Here is a 14,988-nt window from a genome sequence, read left to right on the forward strand (position 1 = left end):
GGCAATCGCGAACCACTTGGCACGCTTATAGCAATAATCTTGCCAGCCATGCCAGCGCGCGACATCCTGATTTGCGCTCAACCCTTTTGATGCTAAAAGGAAAAGCGCATCAAACAAAGCACAAGCTGCGGGAGGAACATAATGGCGCTGAAATTGTCGCTGCGTCCTGAGGAAAAGCTGGTCATCAACGGCGCTGTCATCGCCAATGGGGACCGCCGCGCCAACCTTATCGTCCACAACAAGGCATCAATCCTGCGCGAGAAGGACATCATGCAGCAGGAAGAGGCCAATACGCCCGCCCGCCGTATCTATTTCCCGATCATGCTGATGTATATGGACCCATCCAGTTCGAGCCAATATTATGACGAATTTGTGCTCAGGATGACCGAGTTCATGGGGGCCGTATCAACCCCCGAAGTTCTGGATATGTGCGTGGAAGTTAGTAAAGCGGTAATGGATCGCAATTATTATAAGGCACTCGTTCAGTGCAAAAAGGTGCTGAAATTCGAGGCAGATCGGCTGAATTTGAGCTATAGTGACGAGTAGAAGGAACCCGAAGGCCAGATGTCATACCAGGCTTACCAGAAAACCCAGGCATCCGCTGAGAACCCCAGCCAGACGGAATATCGCCTGTTTGCCGAGGTGACCCGGTCGCTCATGGATGTTCGGGAACTGACCCCGCCTGACTCAAAGCTTGCAGCCGCCCTCGATTGGAATCGCCGCCTTTGGTCAGTGCTGGCCACGGATTGCGGTGCCGAGGGCAATCAGTTGCCCCAGCAGCTACGGGCTGCCATCATTTCCCTGTCGATCTGGGTATCCAAGCACTCCTCGCTTGTTATGCGCGGCCGCGAAAAGGTCGATGATCTGATCAACATCAACCGCACCATCATGGAAGGGCTTGCAGCACAGGCCGCCCAAGTCGCAAAACCAGCAACCCCTCCGACCCAACCGACGCCGACATCCCACAACGTTTGACAAGCGCCGCGCTCACCGCGCCCTGCCCGGCAAATTATTCCGCATTTTAATCGAATTTGACCGGCAATAACTGCCTGATCGGTATTTTTTGCCTATTATTTTGTTAACTTTTGAAGGCTTGACTGAGGGGCTTGATGTAAAAAATCGCCTAGCCAATCAGCCAGATTCAAGCCCTCCCCAAATGGTTAACAACTGCTCTGGCACGCAGATTGCTTGGGATTATTCGAGCGCAGAAGTGCTCAGTAAGCAAAATGCTTACAGGTAAAAACCGAACTTATCTCAGAATGGAGATTGTAAAATGGCGTTTTCCGTCAATACCAATGCAGGCGCATTCGCCGCCCTGCAAAACCTCAATGTCACCACCAAAAAGCTGAACACCACGCAGACCCAGATCAACACGGGCCTGAAGGTCGGCTCCTCCAAAGACAATGCTGCTATCTTCGCTATCGCGCAAAAACTGCGTGGTAACGTGGCTGGCCTCAATGCTGTGAAGGGCTCGCTCGACCGTGCTCTTTCGACCCTTGACGTTGCCATCTCGGCTGGTGAAGCCGTGTCCGACCTTCTCATCGAGATGAAAGAGAAGGCTGTGGCTGCCAAGGATCCGGGTCTTGACGATGACAGCCGGACGTCGCTCAACGACGACTTCTCCCAGCTGCGCGACCAGATCACCTCGATCGTCAACAACGCCACCTTCAACGGCACCAACGCCGTGAAAGCCGGCGGTGACGCAATCGTCGCCATCACCGATGAAACCGGTACCTCCGACAACCAGATCACCGTTGCAGCACAAGACCTGTCGCTGCAAGGCCTCGGCCTGGATTCGGATACGGCCATCAGCGGCACGACCGAAGCCAGCTCGGCCGTAGATCTGATTGAATCGGCGATCGACACTGTGAACACGTCCCTGTCGACCCTCGGTGCAGGTTCGAAGCGTCTTGAACTCCAGAAGGACTTCACGACGAAACTGTCGGATGCCATCGAAGTCGGTATCGGTAATCTTGTGGACGCGGACCTCGCCAAGACAAGCGCCCAGCTGCAGTCGCTGCAGGTCAAGCAGCAGCTTGGTCTTCAGGCTCTCTCGATTGCCAACCAGGCTCCGTCGACCGTACTTGGTCTCTTCCGTTAATAGACGGACGACCCATAAAATCAGGACAAAGGGGCCTTTCGAGGCCCCTTTTTCATTGTCCTCACTTCCCCACCGCTGCCCTTTTTGCGGCAATTTTAGCCACTTTCTGTAGGCACTTCCTGCCGCACCCCGACCCCACCCGCACTCAACTCCAAGAATACTCATTATAATTCATATGGTTAGTAATGGCACAGCCGTTGCTCTCCTTCTCCATCGAGCAAAAGGCTCTTAACAGCTTTCCAGAATGGAGAACGGCCATGACTTTCTCAGTCAACACGAACGAAGGTGCCCTGAAGGCACTGCAAAACCTGAACGCAACGAACATGAAGCTCCAAACGGTGCAAACTCAGATCAATACCGGTCTCAAGGTAGCATCCACCAAGGACAATGCCGCTACCTGGGCTATCGCCCAGATTCTGCGCGCAGATGTTTCTGGCCTGAATGCTGCTCGGGGATCGATTGACCGCGCCCTTTCGACGCTTGATGTTGCCGTTTCGGCAGGTGAAGCAGTGTCGGACCTGCTGATTGAAATGAAAGAGAAAGCGGTCGCGGCCAAAGACCCCGGCATTGACAGTGCCAGCCGTACGGCACTGAACAATGATTTCGTCCAACTGCGCGATCAGATCCAAGCGATCGTGCGAACGGCCGAATTCAACGGCATCAATGCGGTCGGGGGGCCGTCTCCAGCTGCCATTACAGCCATTACGGACTCGACTGGCTCTTCCGCCAATCAGATCACCGTCGCCGCCCAGGACATGTCCCTTGGTGGCACGATCGTTACCGTAGCTTCCGATGCCTCCATGACCTCGGCCGCGGAAGCATCGTCCACGCTGAACCTGATCGAGGCTTCCCTCGACAATGTCAATGCGGCCCTGTCGCGCCTCGGTGCCGGCGCCAAGCGTCTCGAACTTCAGAAGGCCTTCACGGCCAAGCTGTCGGACGCGCTTGAAGTCGGTATCGGCAATCTGGTGGATGCCGACATGGCAAAAGCCAGCGCAACGCTACAGGCGGTACAGGTCAAACAGCAACTTGGTCTTCAGGCGCTGTCCATTGCCAACCAAGCTCCGGGCGCCATCATTTCGTTGTTCCAAGGCTAAAACCTCTGCCGGTCGGGCCTCGGCCCGACCGGCACAAATTGCCGACCAATGGGCATTTATGTCCCCAAAGTCAGAAACTAGGCAATTTTTTCCATAGAAATGCACGTCGAAGTAGTCGCGGTATTTCCACTTTTGTTGAGTAAAAACACCGGCTTAGGGCAACCTTTGCCGGCGCATCCGTTTGGCATAAGGCTTGCTTCTATAACAGCGGGATAAAACATCCCTGGGCAAGAAAGCCCAACAACAACTCCAAAATGGAGAAAGCAAAATGGCTTTTTCGGTAAACACCAATGGCGGCGCCTTCCTGGCCCTGCAAAACCTCAACAAGACTTCGTCGAGCCTTGAAACCACTCAGGGCCGCATCAATACCGGCCTGAAAGTCGGTTCTTCCAAAGACAATGCTGCTATCTTCGCTATCGCGCAAAAACTGCGTGGTAACGTGGCTGGCCTCAATGCTGTGAAGGGCTCGCTCGACCGTGCTCTTTCGACCCTTGACGTTGCCATCTCGGCTGGTGAAGCCGTGTCCGACCTTCTCATCGAGATGAAAGAGAAGGCTGTGGCTGCCAAGGATCCGGGTCTTGACGATGACAGCCGGACGTCGCTCAACGACGACTTCTCCCAGCTGCGCGACCAGATCACCTCGATCGTCAACAACGCCACCTTCAACGGCACCAACGCCGTGAAGTCGGGCGGCGATGCGATCTCTGCCATCACCGATGAAACCGGCACCTCCGACAACCAGATCACCGTTGCAGCACAAGACCTGTCGCTGACCGGTCTGGGCCTTGCATCGGATACCGGGATCAGCTCGACCGGCGACGCAAGCTCGGCCGTAGATCTGATTGAATCGGCGATTGACACCGTGAACACCGCCCTGTCGACCCTCGGTGCAGGTTCGAAGCGCCTTGAACTCCAGAAGGACTTCACGACGAAACTGTCGGATGCCATCGAAGTCGGTATCGGTAACCTCGTGGACGCGGACCTCGCCAAAGAGTCGGCGAACTTGCAGGCCCTGCAGGTCAAGCAGCAGCTTGGTCTTCAGGCTCTCTCGATTGCCAACCAGGCTCCGTCGACCGTACTTGGTCTCTTCCGTTAATAGGAATTCGGGCAAGCCGGTACGCCGGCTTGCCCCCTTCCTGGAGATACGAGTAATGGTTAAACGGAGAGGAGATCGATTGAGCGGTTGGAGCTAAACGATGACAACAATTGATAACATCGTTGGCGGTAACCTAGGTCAGACCCTGCGAACCGCCGACAAAAAGGCAGAAGGATCTGAGGGCATCGAACGATTCGCCCCGCCCAAAGGCTCGGGCGAGACGAACAGTGCAGTATCCCAGTTCATTCAGCGACAAGACGTGAAAGAGGCCAAAGGCGACGAAAAGGCCGAGAAGAAGGATCCCCTTCAGAAAGCCAGCGAAACGCTTGAAAGCTTCATTCCGGATGCGGAGTTCATCCCGAACACCCGCCTTCGGATCGACCGTGACGACACAACCGGGCTGTTTGTCTACCAAAGCGTGGACAATGATTCCGGTGAAGTGCGCCGGCAGTTTCCGGCAGAAGATATCCTGAAGTTCCTGTCCTACTACAGGGAGCTTGAGGGACTGGCTGTCGACGACGAAGCCTGATTGCATTGCCGATTTTCGGCAGCCGAGTTTCGGCGATGCAATCGAGCCATGATGTTCTGATTTTCCTGGCCACCCGGACCTGATGGGGTGCTGCCGGGTTTTTGCGTTCTATGCCCCCTCACCTATTCATATTTGACGGCTTGAATTCGTGCTTTTGGCGGCCTACTCCTGTAAATAGGAAGGCACCCTAACGATAGGACGGACAAGACGCATGAAATTCACCGGCACCGATACCTATGTGGCGACGGACGATCTGAAGATCGCCGTCAATGCCGCAGCAACCCTGAAGCGCCCCCTCCTCATCAAGGGTGAGCCCGGAACAGGCAAAACGGTGCTGGCGGAGGAAGTTGCACGGTCTTTCAATACCGAGCTGATCGAGTGGCACATCAAATCAACCACCAAGGCGCAGCAGGGCCTTTACGAATATGATGCTGTATCGCGCCTGCGCGACAGCCAGCTTGGCGACGAGCGCGTGAAGGATATCCGCAACTATATCAAACGCGGCAAACTGTGGGAGGCCTTCACGGCGGAAGGGACCCCCGTTCTTCTCATCGACGAGATCGACAAGGCCGATATCGAGTTCCCGAATGACCTGCTCCTTGAGCTCGACCGTATGGAATTCCATGTCTATGAAACCGGCGAGACAGTGAAGGCGAAAGAGCGCCCCATTGTCATCATCACCTCGAACAACGAGAAGGAACTGCCGGACGCCTTCCTGCGCCGCTGTTTCTTCCATTATATCAAGTTCCCCGAGCGCGAGACGATGCTTGATATCGTCGCGGTCCATTATCCGAATATCCAGAAGGATCTGGTGCGCGAGGCGCTGAACATCTTCTATGACATGCGCGAAGTGCCGGGCCTGAAGAAAAAGCCCTCCACGAGCGAGCTTCTGGACTGGCTGAAGCTCCTGATGGCGGAAGAGCTGCCGCTTGAAGTGCTGCAATCCCGTGACCCGAGCAAGCTGGTGCCGCCACTGCACGGCGCCCTTCTGAAGAACGAGCAGGACGTACATCTTTTCGAACGTCTGGCCTTCATGAACCGCAGGCAGCAGCAGAAAGGCTGACGAACGCCGATGTTCATCGATTTCTTCTATGCGCTGAGGGACGCCCGCCTGCCGGTCAGCATCAAGGAATATCTGACCCTCCTTGAAGCCCTGAAAGCCGGCTGCGCGAGCTACAAGGTGGATGATTTCTACTATCTCTCGCGCGCTGCCTTCATCAAGGACGAGAAGAATCTCGACAAGTTTGACCGCGTTTTTGCCAAGGTCTTTGAAGGCATCGAATTCATCGCCGACGACCCGTCTGCCGAAATCCCTGAGGAATGGCTCCGCAAGATGGCGGAGCTGTATCTGACGCCCGAGGAAATGGCCGAAATCGAAGCCCTTGGCGACTGGGACGAGATCATGGAAACCCTCAAGAAGCGACTTGAGGAACAGAAGGAACGCCACGAAGGCGGCAACAAATGGATCGGCACCGGCGGTAAAAGCCCCTTTGGCGCCTATGGCTATAATCCGGCAGGCGTTCGCATCGGCCAGAAGGAAGGCCGCCACGGCCGCGCCATCAAGGTGTGGGATAAGCGCGAGTACCGCAATCTCGACGACAGTGTCGAGCTTGGCACCCGCAACATCAAGGTGGCCCTAAGGAAGCTGCGCCAGTTTGCCCGCACGGGCGAGCCCGAAGTGCTGGATATAGACGACACGATCCGCGCCACCGCCCACAAGGGCTATCTGGACCTGAAGATGATCCCCGAGCGGCACAATGCTGTGAAGGTCCTGATCTTCTTCGATATCGGCGGTTCGATGGACAGTCATATCCGGGTCTGCGAGGAGCTATTCTCGGCCGCACGCACCGAATTCAAGCATCTTGAATTCTTCTATTTCCACAACTGCCTTTATGAACGCGTGTGGAAGGACAACCGCCGCCGCCATAATGAATATCTCTCGACCATGGATGTGCTGCACACCTACCCGCACGATTACAAGGTGATCTTTGTGGGCGACGCATCGATGAGCCCCTACGAAATTCTCTATCCCGGTGGCTCTGTGGAGCACTGGAATGAGGAATCGGGCGAGGTATGGATGCGGCGGGTTATGGATGTTTATTCCAAGGCCATCTGGCTCAACCCCATCCCGGAAACCCACTGGGGTTACAGCCAGTCGACCGAGATCATGAAAAACCTGATGGAAGGCCGCATGTTCCCCCTCACCATCGCCGGCATCGATGGCGCCATCAAGGAACTGAAGCGCTAGGCCTCAGGCCCCAACCTTGATCCCTTCAGCAATCTTCAGGATTTCTTGCAGACGGTTCTTCCAGCTGTTTTCAGCCTCCGTCTTCGTGCGCCCGGCTGCGGCAATAGCATGCATCTTTTCAGGACTTGTCAGCAGTTCTTCGGCCTTCACAGCCACTGTATTTGTCGACACCCATTCAAAGAGCGCGATATCGCTGCCGTCGGTGAAGTGGGTCTGATACCAGCTGGACACATCCGAAAGCACAGCAGCACCCGCCATCTGGGCCGCAAAAACGCGCTCGTGGGCGCCAGCCACGAAATTCGTGTTGGTGTTCAGCACGATGCGGGTGCGTTTCAGATTTTCAAGGGTTTCCTCGAACGTCCCCTCCCCGCCATAGGTGAAGCTTTTGAAACGATAGAGATGCTTTTCCCACCCCTTGCCATAAAGATGCACCGGCGCCCCGGCCTTGGCGAGCGCGATCAGCGCGTCCCAGCGACGTGTCGAGTGGATCTGGGCCGACAGATGGAAGGAAAGCGTCAGCAGCGACTTGTATACCTGAGGATCGACGCCGCCATAGATCGAGATCATCGCAGCTTCGAGGGCACCTTCGACAGGCATCATATTGTGCGCCATCGCGATATCGAAGGTGGCGTCCAGAAGCCTGCCTACCGGCGTGCCGTTATGCTGCGCCCAGCGCTTTCCCTTATGGTCGTGCCAGGTGCCGGTGAACAGCATCGGAATGTCGCGGCGGTCCATGAATTCATCAACCGTCGCATCAACCGGCGGCGGGGCCTTCACATTGCCGCCCGGCGGCACGAGCGCCAGTGCGCCTGCCTTGCCCGGCATCATGGTCTCGACCCATTTGATATGGCTGCCATCAAGGAAAGTCAGAATCTGATCCTTGGTGGCGGCTGCAACGCGGGGCTGCTGCGCAGCCGGATGATCCACAAACATCACACAGTGCGGGCAACCCGCCACTTCTGCCATCGATTTGCCCTCAAATCGCAAATCACCGCCGATATTCTGGGTCAGGATCAGGGCGTTGTCGCCGCCGAACATGCCCCAGAAACCTGTCTTCACGCCCTCGTCCGTCAGATCCAGCACGACCGGCTTGTAACCCAGCGCCACTGCTGCTTCCGCTGCCTGATCGATATGGAGCCGCAGCGATCCATATTGCGACTGGCCTTTGAGGAAGATGATCTGTTTCATGGGCTTAGGGCTTTCCTTTGAACTGCAGGTCTTGGATAGCGGCGGGCGCTTCCCGGCCTGCTTCGAAGCTCACGTCGGCGGGCACGCCAAGGCACCGTACGGCATCAAACGGCAGGTCATCAATGAAGACCTCATGACCTTGCTCGATCAGCCAGTTATAGACCGGCGCCACATAGGTTTCGCCCTTCTCTGTCGCGCCGCCGCCATAGGTGCCGACAACTGCAGCTTCAAACAGCCGGAATGACGCAAAATGATAAAGGCCGATCGTCGCGTGATCGGAGATGCGGGTTTTCTCCCGTACTTCCAGCGCTTTGCCGTCGGCATCCGCTTTCACGAAGCTCCAGCTTTCGCCGGCCGCCGGGAAGCAGGGTATCCAGCCCTGCCCGCGCACTCTTGCCGGGTCAAGTGCTGCGGGCTCGGTGAAGGTGTCGATATTGTAGATCAGGATCGGCAGGTCGGCCTTGAGATGCGGACCTGCGAGAAGCGCGCTGTCTGCCTGCCCTTTCGTCGGCGCGTCCAGTTCGACAAGGACGGGGTCTGGTACACCAAGTGCTTTGGCGCGTGCCAGTATCCAGTCACCCGCCTCATCCGCCCGCCGCACGATGAAGACCGTACGGCTCACCTGCGGATAAAAGCGTGACAAGGATACAAGCGACCAGTCGAAAAGCGGCACACCGTGCACCGGGATACGATATTTGGGCAGGTCATAGCCCGCGTCGCGGAAGCGGCTGCCGAACCCGGCCATTGTGATGATGATCTGCATGCGTACCCTTAGCTGAAATATGGACCAGCCAGAAGCAATCCCCGCGCCAGCAGCGCCTTCTGGGCTTCCGGCCTGTCCCCATGCAGCGGCAGCATGGAGAGGAACAGAAGCGCCTCGATGAGCCGCACCTGCCGCATATAATCGTCTGGGAACCGCGCCAGCCAACCCGTGAAGAGGTCTTTCACCACCTTCTGGCTGCGGCTGATAGCCGGGGTGAAGGTCACTTGGTCACCGTCCATCTCAAAGCGATAAAGCCCGGCGATGATATGGTCATAGTCGCCTTCGATACTGTGACAAAGCTTGGCGAGATCGTAGCGCGGGTCCCCGGTCAACGATTGCCGCCCGAAACTGCCGCGCGGGTCGATCAGACGGACAATTCCATGGCGCGGGTCAAAAAGGATGTTCGACAGGCAGAAGTCACCGTGGATGATCGAGAAATAGGCGGCAATCAGCAGGTCGTTCGCTTCGGCAACGGCAGCCAGTTCCCGCCGCACGCGCGCGAGGCCCGGGCACACAATGCCATTGATCGTAACCCGCTCCCCTGCCATCGCGCCGAAACGGGAGAGATCACCAAGCCCGTCCAGCCGTTCGAGCGTTTTGCCAAGATACATCTCGGTCAGGTCCGCCGCCATCTCGGCGTCGCTCAGGTCCGGGCGGCGCTTGCCCATCAGCACCAGCGTTTTATCAAGCGCATGGATCACCCGCTGCCAGAAGGCGGGGGCCACATCACCGAACAGGTAAAGATCATTCAGCGCCGGGTAGCTGTAATATTCCATCGCGACACTCGGTCGCTCTGCCCCCATATCGGCATCGAAAATCCGGGGCGCCAAAAACTGCAAGTCTGCAGGCAGGTCACGATACCAGGCAATTTCCCGGCGGAATTTATCGGCGTTCGCGCTTGATTTCACAAGGATGCCGCGGGTTTCATCCAGCGCCACATCGTTGAATTCCCGCGCCCCGAACCCCAGCCGTCGCCGGGTGGCATAATAGGTATCCAGATGCCCGAAATCGTACCAGTCCTTAGGCTGCACAAGGGCGCGGGAGGCTGCGGGTTGCGCGTTGAACCATGCGATGAAGGCCCGGTAGAAAGGATCAAGCGCCTGTCCGGCAGGCAGCCGCAACTCATCCGCCAGATGCCGGAAAAAGCCATGCACGTCGCCGATCCGGAAGACCCCGCAAAAGGCCAGCGCATCGCCGTGCCATGCGCTGTCCTCGAACTTCTCCGTCACTTTCACAATACGGCCGTCAGCGTCCGAGGCGAGCTGGGTCCAGCGGAAGGGGTCGGCCACCCGGTCAACGAAGCACAGGTTCGGCGCATCGGGGTTATCGGTCAGGAGCGTGTCGGAGAAGGCGACAATCATGTCGCTCACATCGTCCGGCACCTGCTCCATCAACACCGCGATGGTTTCACCAAGGCTTGCCGTTTCTCCGACATCGATCAGATCAACGCCATCGTATCCCATCAGGTCAGCGTAAGCGCGGATGCGGTCGCCGCCTTCGTGGATACCGACAAGGATACGGTAGCCACGGTCCAGATACAGGCGCGCGATATAGTCAAAGGCCGGGCGTCCGCCCACGGGCAGCATGGCAGCCGGCATCGAGCCGAACTCGACCTGCAACTCCAGTGGCGCAAGCTTTGCAGCTGGGATCAGCGCCACTTTTGTCACGCTTTGTTGCTCCGCTTTGCCTGAAAGATCATGGACTTGCCCCTATGGTCACCTGCCCTTGCCAGCTTAGCGTCCGTGTCCGCCAGCGCCAAGGAGGAAAAGCAAAAAAGGGCCGCATGAAGCGGCCCTTTGGCATCAGGCGTTTCGCAGGATCAGCGACCGACGGCTGTATCCAATATCTGGATGCTGGCCCGCGCACCGGCGGGTGCGGCATCCGCCAGTTCTTCCCCGGTCACGATGCCCTGACGTTCACGCATCCGGAGTTCCCCGTAGGACGAAACAAGGGCGTATTCCAGCTTCAGCGCAAAGCTCATCTCGTCGCCGGCATAGCTTGCCGGAATCGCCGGGAAATCAGCCCGTTTAGCCACGCGCTTTGCCGCCGCATTGAATACCGATTGACGCGACTTCTTGATGAAGTCGGTGTCGACCACCTCGCCGTCGCGGTTGATCGTCACCCGCAGGACCGTTGCACCGCTCAGGTTGTCGCGGATCGCGCGGGCTGGATACACCATCACGTCATCTACCGCATCGGCGGCACCACCTACCCAACCCTTGAGGACTGACTTGTCGTCCGCCATCGCACTCGCACCGAAGGCTCCGGACACGAGCGCTGCTGCGAGCGCCCCTTTGATGATCAGTTTATTCATATCGTTTCTCCTCGCTTCTTGATGCCGCCACTGCCGGGCGGTAGGGTCACGCTATCAAGGGAGGGCCGCCTCCGACCATCGCAGGCGACGAACCGTTCATCGCCTGCGACTTGTCGCTAAACCTTCAATCGAAGGATTTATGCTCGGCGCCTGAATTTGTGGCAAAGGGAGAACAGAATGCCGAAATCGAGAAACTGGCTGGCCGGAGTTGCACTCCTGGCCGTAAGTACCGCTGTTGCAGCGACTGACTCGCCCAAAGGCGACGGCACTGCTGACGAGTGGTACAAGGCGGGCGCCGACGCGATTGCAGAACGTGCTGCAGCCCCGATCAACAAGGGCCGCGCCAAGAATGTGATCCTCTTTGTCGGTGACGGCATGGGCATTTCGACCATCACCGCTGGCCGTATCCTTGAAGGCCAGATGCGCGGTGACCCGGGCGAAGAAAACAAGCTGAGCTTCGAAAAGTTCCCCTATACCGCCCTCGTAAAGACTTACAACGTGGATGCGCAGGTCCCGGATTCTGCCGGCACGGCCTCGGCCCTCAATACCGGGATCAAGACCCGCATCGGCGCGATCAACACGCTGCCAGGTCAGGAAATCGGCGTCTGCAAGGGCTCGCTTGAAGGCGCCCCCAAAACGCTCGCCATGTATGCCGAAGAAGCCGGGCTTTCAACAGGTATTGTAACAACGACGCGTCTCAGCCACGCCACGCCGGCGGCGGTCTATGCCCACGCAGCAGAACGCGACTGGGAAGCAGACGCTAACCTGCCCGATGAAGCCAAGGCCAACGGCTGCCCGGATATCGCGGTCCAGATGGTTGGCTCGCTTGGTGGGAACGGCCTTGAAGTTGCCCTTGGTGGCGGGCGCCGCAACTATGTGCCCGAGGCCAAAGGTGGCCGCCGGCTGGACGGCCGCGACCTCACCGAAGAATGGGTGAAGGATCGTGCCGACGCGCGCTTTGTAACAAGCCTTGAGGAGCTGAAATCCGTCGACCCGGCGAAAACCAAGCATCTTCTTGGCTTCTTCAACGATAGCGACATGAATTTCGAGGCCGACCGGACGACGGAACCGAGCCTTGCTGACATGACGGAAGCCGCCATCCGCCAGCTTTCCACCAACAAGAAGGGCTATTACCTGATGGTGGAAGGTGCCCGGATCGACCATGCCCACCATGGCGGCAATGCTTACCGTGCGCTCCATGACGTGGTCGCCCTGTCGGCTGCGGTGAAGCGCGCCAGCGAGCTTGTGGACCTCAAGGACACGCTGATCCTTGTGACAGCCGACCACAGCCACGTCTTCACCATTGCGGGCTATCCCTCGCGCGGCAACCCGATCTTCGGTCTTTCCGAATTCCACGGCGAGCCGGATCTTGACGAGGAAGGCCGCCCCTATACCACGCTTGGCTATTATACCGGCCCGGGTGCGGTACAAGGCGACCGCCCGACGCTGACCCCGGAAGAAGTGCTTAACCCGAACTTCCGCCAACAGGCTCTAGTGCATACCAGAAGCGAAACGCACGGCGGTGAAGATGTCGCCCTGTTCGCAGCTGGCCCGCGCTCCTACCTCGCCAGCGGCTCGCTTGAGCAAAATGCCGTCTTCCACCTGATGCGGTATGCGCTGGACCTGAAAGCCAAGCGCTGACCCCCGGACAGAAACACAAAGCCCCCGCCAAGCGATCCTGGCGGGGGCTTTCGTTTGTGCGGATCACCGCACCTCAGGTCGAATATTTGGCGATGGCTTCGTTCAGGCCTTCGGTGAGGCTTTTGCCGATATCGCCGCCTGACCCTGCCACCCGGCCACGGATCACGGCGCGCATCGCATCGATATGGGCTTTCACCAGCTCGACAACCGCGTCTTCGATGTCACCCTTGATCTGGGTGAAGCCATAAAGCGAGTCCGAAAAGGCGGTGATGAGGGGATAGCCGAAGGTGCCACCCTGCCCCTTCATATCATGGGCAATGCGGGCAATTTCCTCGAAACATTCCTTGCGACTTTCCGGCGTATCGACGCAGCGGCCATGCTGTTCCTGCATCTTGCCGACAAGGCCCGACACCCAGTCTGGATAATCTTCCGACATTTTGGAAAGCGCCTTTTCGGCCTCTTCCATCGCTTCCGCAGAAAGCGACACCTTGCCAGACGGATTAAGGCCTGCGGTCTTTTCCTTCAGCCGGTTTTTGAAGCGATAGAAACGCACGATTACGGGTTTGCCATTAGCCACGGATAATCTCCACGCCTTCGCTCTTGTCGGTCAGCACCCGGCGGTCGCGGCCATCCGGCATCTGGATCGCCTGCCGGCGCCTGTCGGGACCGAAATAGTCCTTCGTATGCACAAACTGGCGGGGGCGTTCGATGATCGACACGAGCTTCTCGCCCACGCTTTTCACAGTGAAAGGCTTGGCGAGCATTTCCGTCACGCCCATCTCGCGCGCCTGCATCACCCGGTCGGGCTCGGTATAGCTTGTGATCATCACAAACGGCACGAAGCGGTCCGGGCTGTCCTTGTGACGGCGCACCCAGCGCAGGAACATCATGCCGTCGATCGGATGCATATCCCAGTTGGAGACGATGATGTCGATCTGCTGGCAGCCAACCTTCATCGGCTCATTCTTCACGCGCTGCAGGAAGGTGATTGCGTCACCGCCATGCTCCACCGCGTAAACGTTGCCGACACCAAGCACCTTGAGCGAATTGGCAATAAGCGAGCGAATGAAGGGACTGTCGTCCACCAGAAGCACGCTCACCCTGTCGAAATCGTAATTGCTCATGAATCCGCCCTGAAATTCAATCTTCTATGCTTGTCGCATAATCCAAGTGTCATCTAATCCTTAACCCTGTTCGTGGTCAATCATCACATCAGGGCCTCGCCGCGCTTCAGGCTGCCACAACGGCGCGAATTTCGGCGAGAAGTGCATCAAGCCGGACGGTGAGTTCGGCGAGGCAAGCTGCACGCTCGGCATCGCTGCGCTCCGGCATCTCGGTTTCGGCGCGCTCGGCCTCCACAGCCAGCCGCCATGCGCCAATCCCCCGCGCCGCGCCTTTCAGCTTGTGGGCATGGGCTTTCCAGTCGGCTACTGCCGCCGTTTTCAACGTTTCGAGATAGTTCGGTGCGTTCGCCGCGAAAATACCGAGGATTTCAGCTTCCAGATCCTCGTCCCCGCCGGTAAAGCCCGCAAGGTGGGCCCGGTCGAGTATCACGCTTTCATCCCAGTTGCTGCGCGCTATCGTCACGTGCGGCTTTTCCTTCCATGATCCGAAACGGCGCGCCGGCCAGCATCGGTCAGCTTGCACACAAGCCAGTCCGGCTTGATCGGGTTCCTGTACCAGGGTTCGCACCAGCCCTCGCGCAGGCAAGCCTTCACGGTGGCATCCTTCACGCGCTGGCCGCCACCATCGAAAAGCGGCAACTTGCCGCCCGGCTCGCCAAGGCCGCGCTTCAGATAGGCCGCCTGAACAGGTGTCGGGCGGCGGTTAATGGTTTCTGTATCTGTCCCTCTGGTCGGCTCCACGGTCGTTCCCCAAAAGTCCTTTCCATGGAAGGCCATACTATAGCCACGGATATTCGCCATGCATAGGGTTCAGGCAATTGACCTCGCCCCGGAAATGCGAAAGTCTAGGGGGCAGTGGGGACAGCCCTGCCCACCGGGCACAGGGG

The 14,988-nt window shown here is 58.0% G+C and carries 17 protein-coding genes; 9 read left to right on the forward strand and 8 right to left on the reverse strand.

The genetic code is table 11. The annotated features are described in order from the left end of the window. Positions 1-141 precede the first annotated feature (141 nt). The 8 genes from flbT (at position 142) to PH603_RS11025 (ending at position 7,071) form a co-directional block, all read left to right on the forward strand. Complete coding sequence (gene flbT / locus PH603_RS10990; RefSeq protein ID WP_289502578.1) at positions 142-546, forward strand: flagellar biosynthesis repressor FlbT; 405 nt, start codon at positions 142-144, stop codon at positions 544-546. Positions 547-564: 18 nt separating this feature from the next. Then, positions 565-975 (forward strand): flagellar biosynthesis regulator FlaF, encoded by a 411-nt coding sequence (flaF, locus tag PH603_RS10995; protein ID WP_289502579.1) that lies wholly within the window; start codon positions 565-567, stop codon positions 973-975. Positions 976-1,273: 298 nt separating this feature from the next. Then, entirely contained in the window at positions 1,274-2,101 is an 828-nt protein-coding gene (locus PH603_RS11000) for a flagellin (protein WP_289502580.1), read from the forward strand. 257 nt (positions 2,102-2,358) lie between these two features. After that, positions 2,359-3,198 carry a flagellin gene (locus tag PH603_RS11005; RefSeq protein WP_289502581.1) on the forward strand — a complete coding sequence of 280 codons (840 nt, stop codon included), beginning with the start codon at positions 2,359-2,361 and terminating at the stop codon, positions 3,196-3,198. A gap of 268 nt (positions 3,199-3,466) precedes the next feature. Beyond that, on the forward strand, positions 3,467-4,294 hold the full coding sequence (locus tag PH603_RS11010; protein ID WP_289502582.1) for a flagellin: 828 nt from the start codon (positions 3,467-3,469) through the stop codon (positions 4,292-4,294). 100 nt (positions 4,295-4,394) lie between these two features. Beyond that, positions 4,395-4,823: a flagellar protein FlaG gene (locus PH603_RS11015; protein WP_289502583.1), complete on the forward strand. Its 429-nt coding sequence runs from the start codon at positions 4,395-4,397 to the stop codon at positions 4,821-4,823. Between the two features lie 211 nt (positions 4,824-5,034). Beyond that, positions 5,035-5,886 (forward strand): AAA family ATPase, encoded by an 852-nt coding sequence (locus tag PH603_RS11020; RefSeq protein ID WP_289502584.1) that lies wholly within the window; start codon positions 5,035-5,037, stop codon positions 5,884-5,886. A gap of 9 nt (positions 5,887-5,895) precedes the next feature. After that, positions 5,896-7,071: a vWA domain-containing protein gene (locus tag PH603_RS11025; protein WP_289502585.1), complete on the forward strand. Its 1,176-nt coding sequence runs from the start codon at positions 5,896-5,898 to the stop codon at positions 7,069-7,071. 3 nt (positions 7,072-7,074) lie between these two features. Here PH603_RS11025 and PH603_RS11030 read toward each other — a convergent pair whose 3' ends face one another. The 4 genes from PH603_RS11030 to PH603_RS11045 all read right to left on the reverse strand — a co-directional run bounded on the left by PH603_RS11030 (position 7,075) and on the right by PH603_RS11045 (position 11,336). Beyond that, a complete protein-coding gene (locus tag PH603_RS11030; protein ID WP_289502586.1) occupies positions 7,075-8,259 on the reverse strand; it encodes a glycosyltransferase family protein in 1,185 nt (394 codons plus the stop codon). Between the two features lie 4 nt (positions 8,260-8,263). After that, complete coding sequence (locus PH603_RS11035; RefSeq protein WP_289502587.1) at positions 8,264-9,022, reverse strand: glycosyltransferase family 2 protein; 759 nt, start codon at positions 9,020-9,022, stop codon at positions 8,264-8,266. A gap of 8 nt (positions 9,023-9,030) precedes the next feature. After that, positions 9,031-10,689: a phosphotransferase gene (locus PH603_RS11040; RefSeq protein ID WP_289502588.1), complete on the reverse strand. Its 1,659-nt coding sequence runs from the start codon at positions 10,687-10,689 to the stop codon at positions 9,031-9,033. A gap of 152 nt (positions 10,690-10,841) precedes the next feature. After that, complete coding sequence (locus PH603_RS11045) at positions 10,842-11,336, reverse strand: energy transducer TonB (RefSeq protein WP_289502589.1); 495 nt, start codon at positions 11,334-11,336, stop codon at positions 10,842-10,844. Positions 11,337-11,513: 177 nt separating this feature from the next. On the opposite strand from PH603_RS11045, the gene PH603_RS11050 reads away from it, so the two are divergent. After that, positions 11,514-12,977 carry an alkaline phosphatase family protein gene (locus PH603_RS11050; RefSeq protein ID WP_289502590.1) on the forward strand — a complete coding sequence of 488 codons (1,464 nt, stop codon included), beginning with the start codon at positions 11,514-11,516 and terminating at the stop codon, positions 12,975-12,977. Between the two features lie 73 nt (positions 12,978-13,050). Here PH603_RS11050 and PH603_RS11055 read toward each other — a convergent pair whose 3' ends face one another. The 4 genes from PH603_RS11055 to PH603_RS11070 all read right to left on the reverse strand — a co-directional run bounded on the left by PH603_RS11055 (position 13,051) and on the right by PH603_RS11070 (position 14,842). Continuing rightward, positions 13,051-13,554: an Hpt domain-containing protein gene (locus tag PH603_RS11055; RefSeq protein WP_289502591.1), complete on the reverse strand. Its 504-nt coding sequence runs from the start codon at positions 13,552-13,554 to the stop codon at positions 13,051-13,053. Beyond that, positions 13,547-14,101, reverse strand: a complete 555-nt coding sequence (locus PH603_RS11060) for a response regulator (RefSeq protein WP_289502592.1) — start codon at positions 14,099-14,101, stop codon at positions 13,547-13,549. The genes PH603_RS11055 and PH603_RS11060 overlap by 8 nt, the downstream gene beginning before the upstream one ends. Before the next feature lie 106 nt (positions 14,102-14,207). Beyond that, positions 14,208-14,564, reverse strand: a complete 357-nt coding sequence (locus tag PH603_RS11065; RefSeq protein ID WP_289502593.1) for an Hpt domain-containing protein — start codon at positions 14,562-14,564, stop codon at positions 14,208-14,210. Continuing rightward, positions 14,561-14,842: a hypothetical protein gene (locus PH603_RS11070; RefSeq protein WP_289502594.1), complete on the reverse strand. Its 282-nt coding sequence runs from the start codon at positions 14,840-14,842 to the stop codon at positions 14,561-14,563. The genes PH603_RS11065 and PH603_RS11070 overlap by 4 nt, the downstream gene beginning before the upstream one ends. Positions 14,843-14,988 lie beyond the last annotated feature (146 nt).

This window comes from Gimibacter soli, from assembly GCF_028463845.1.
In the GTDB taxonomy this organism is placed as follows: Bacteria; Pseudomonadota; Alphaproteobacteria; order Sphingomonadales; family Kordiimonadaceae; genus Gimibacter; species Gimibacter soli.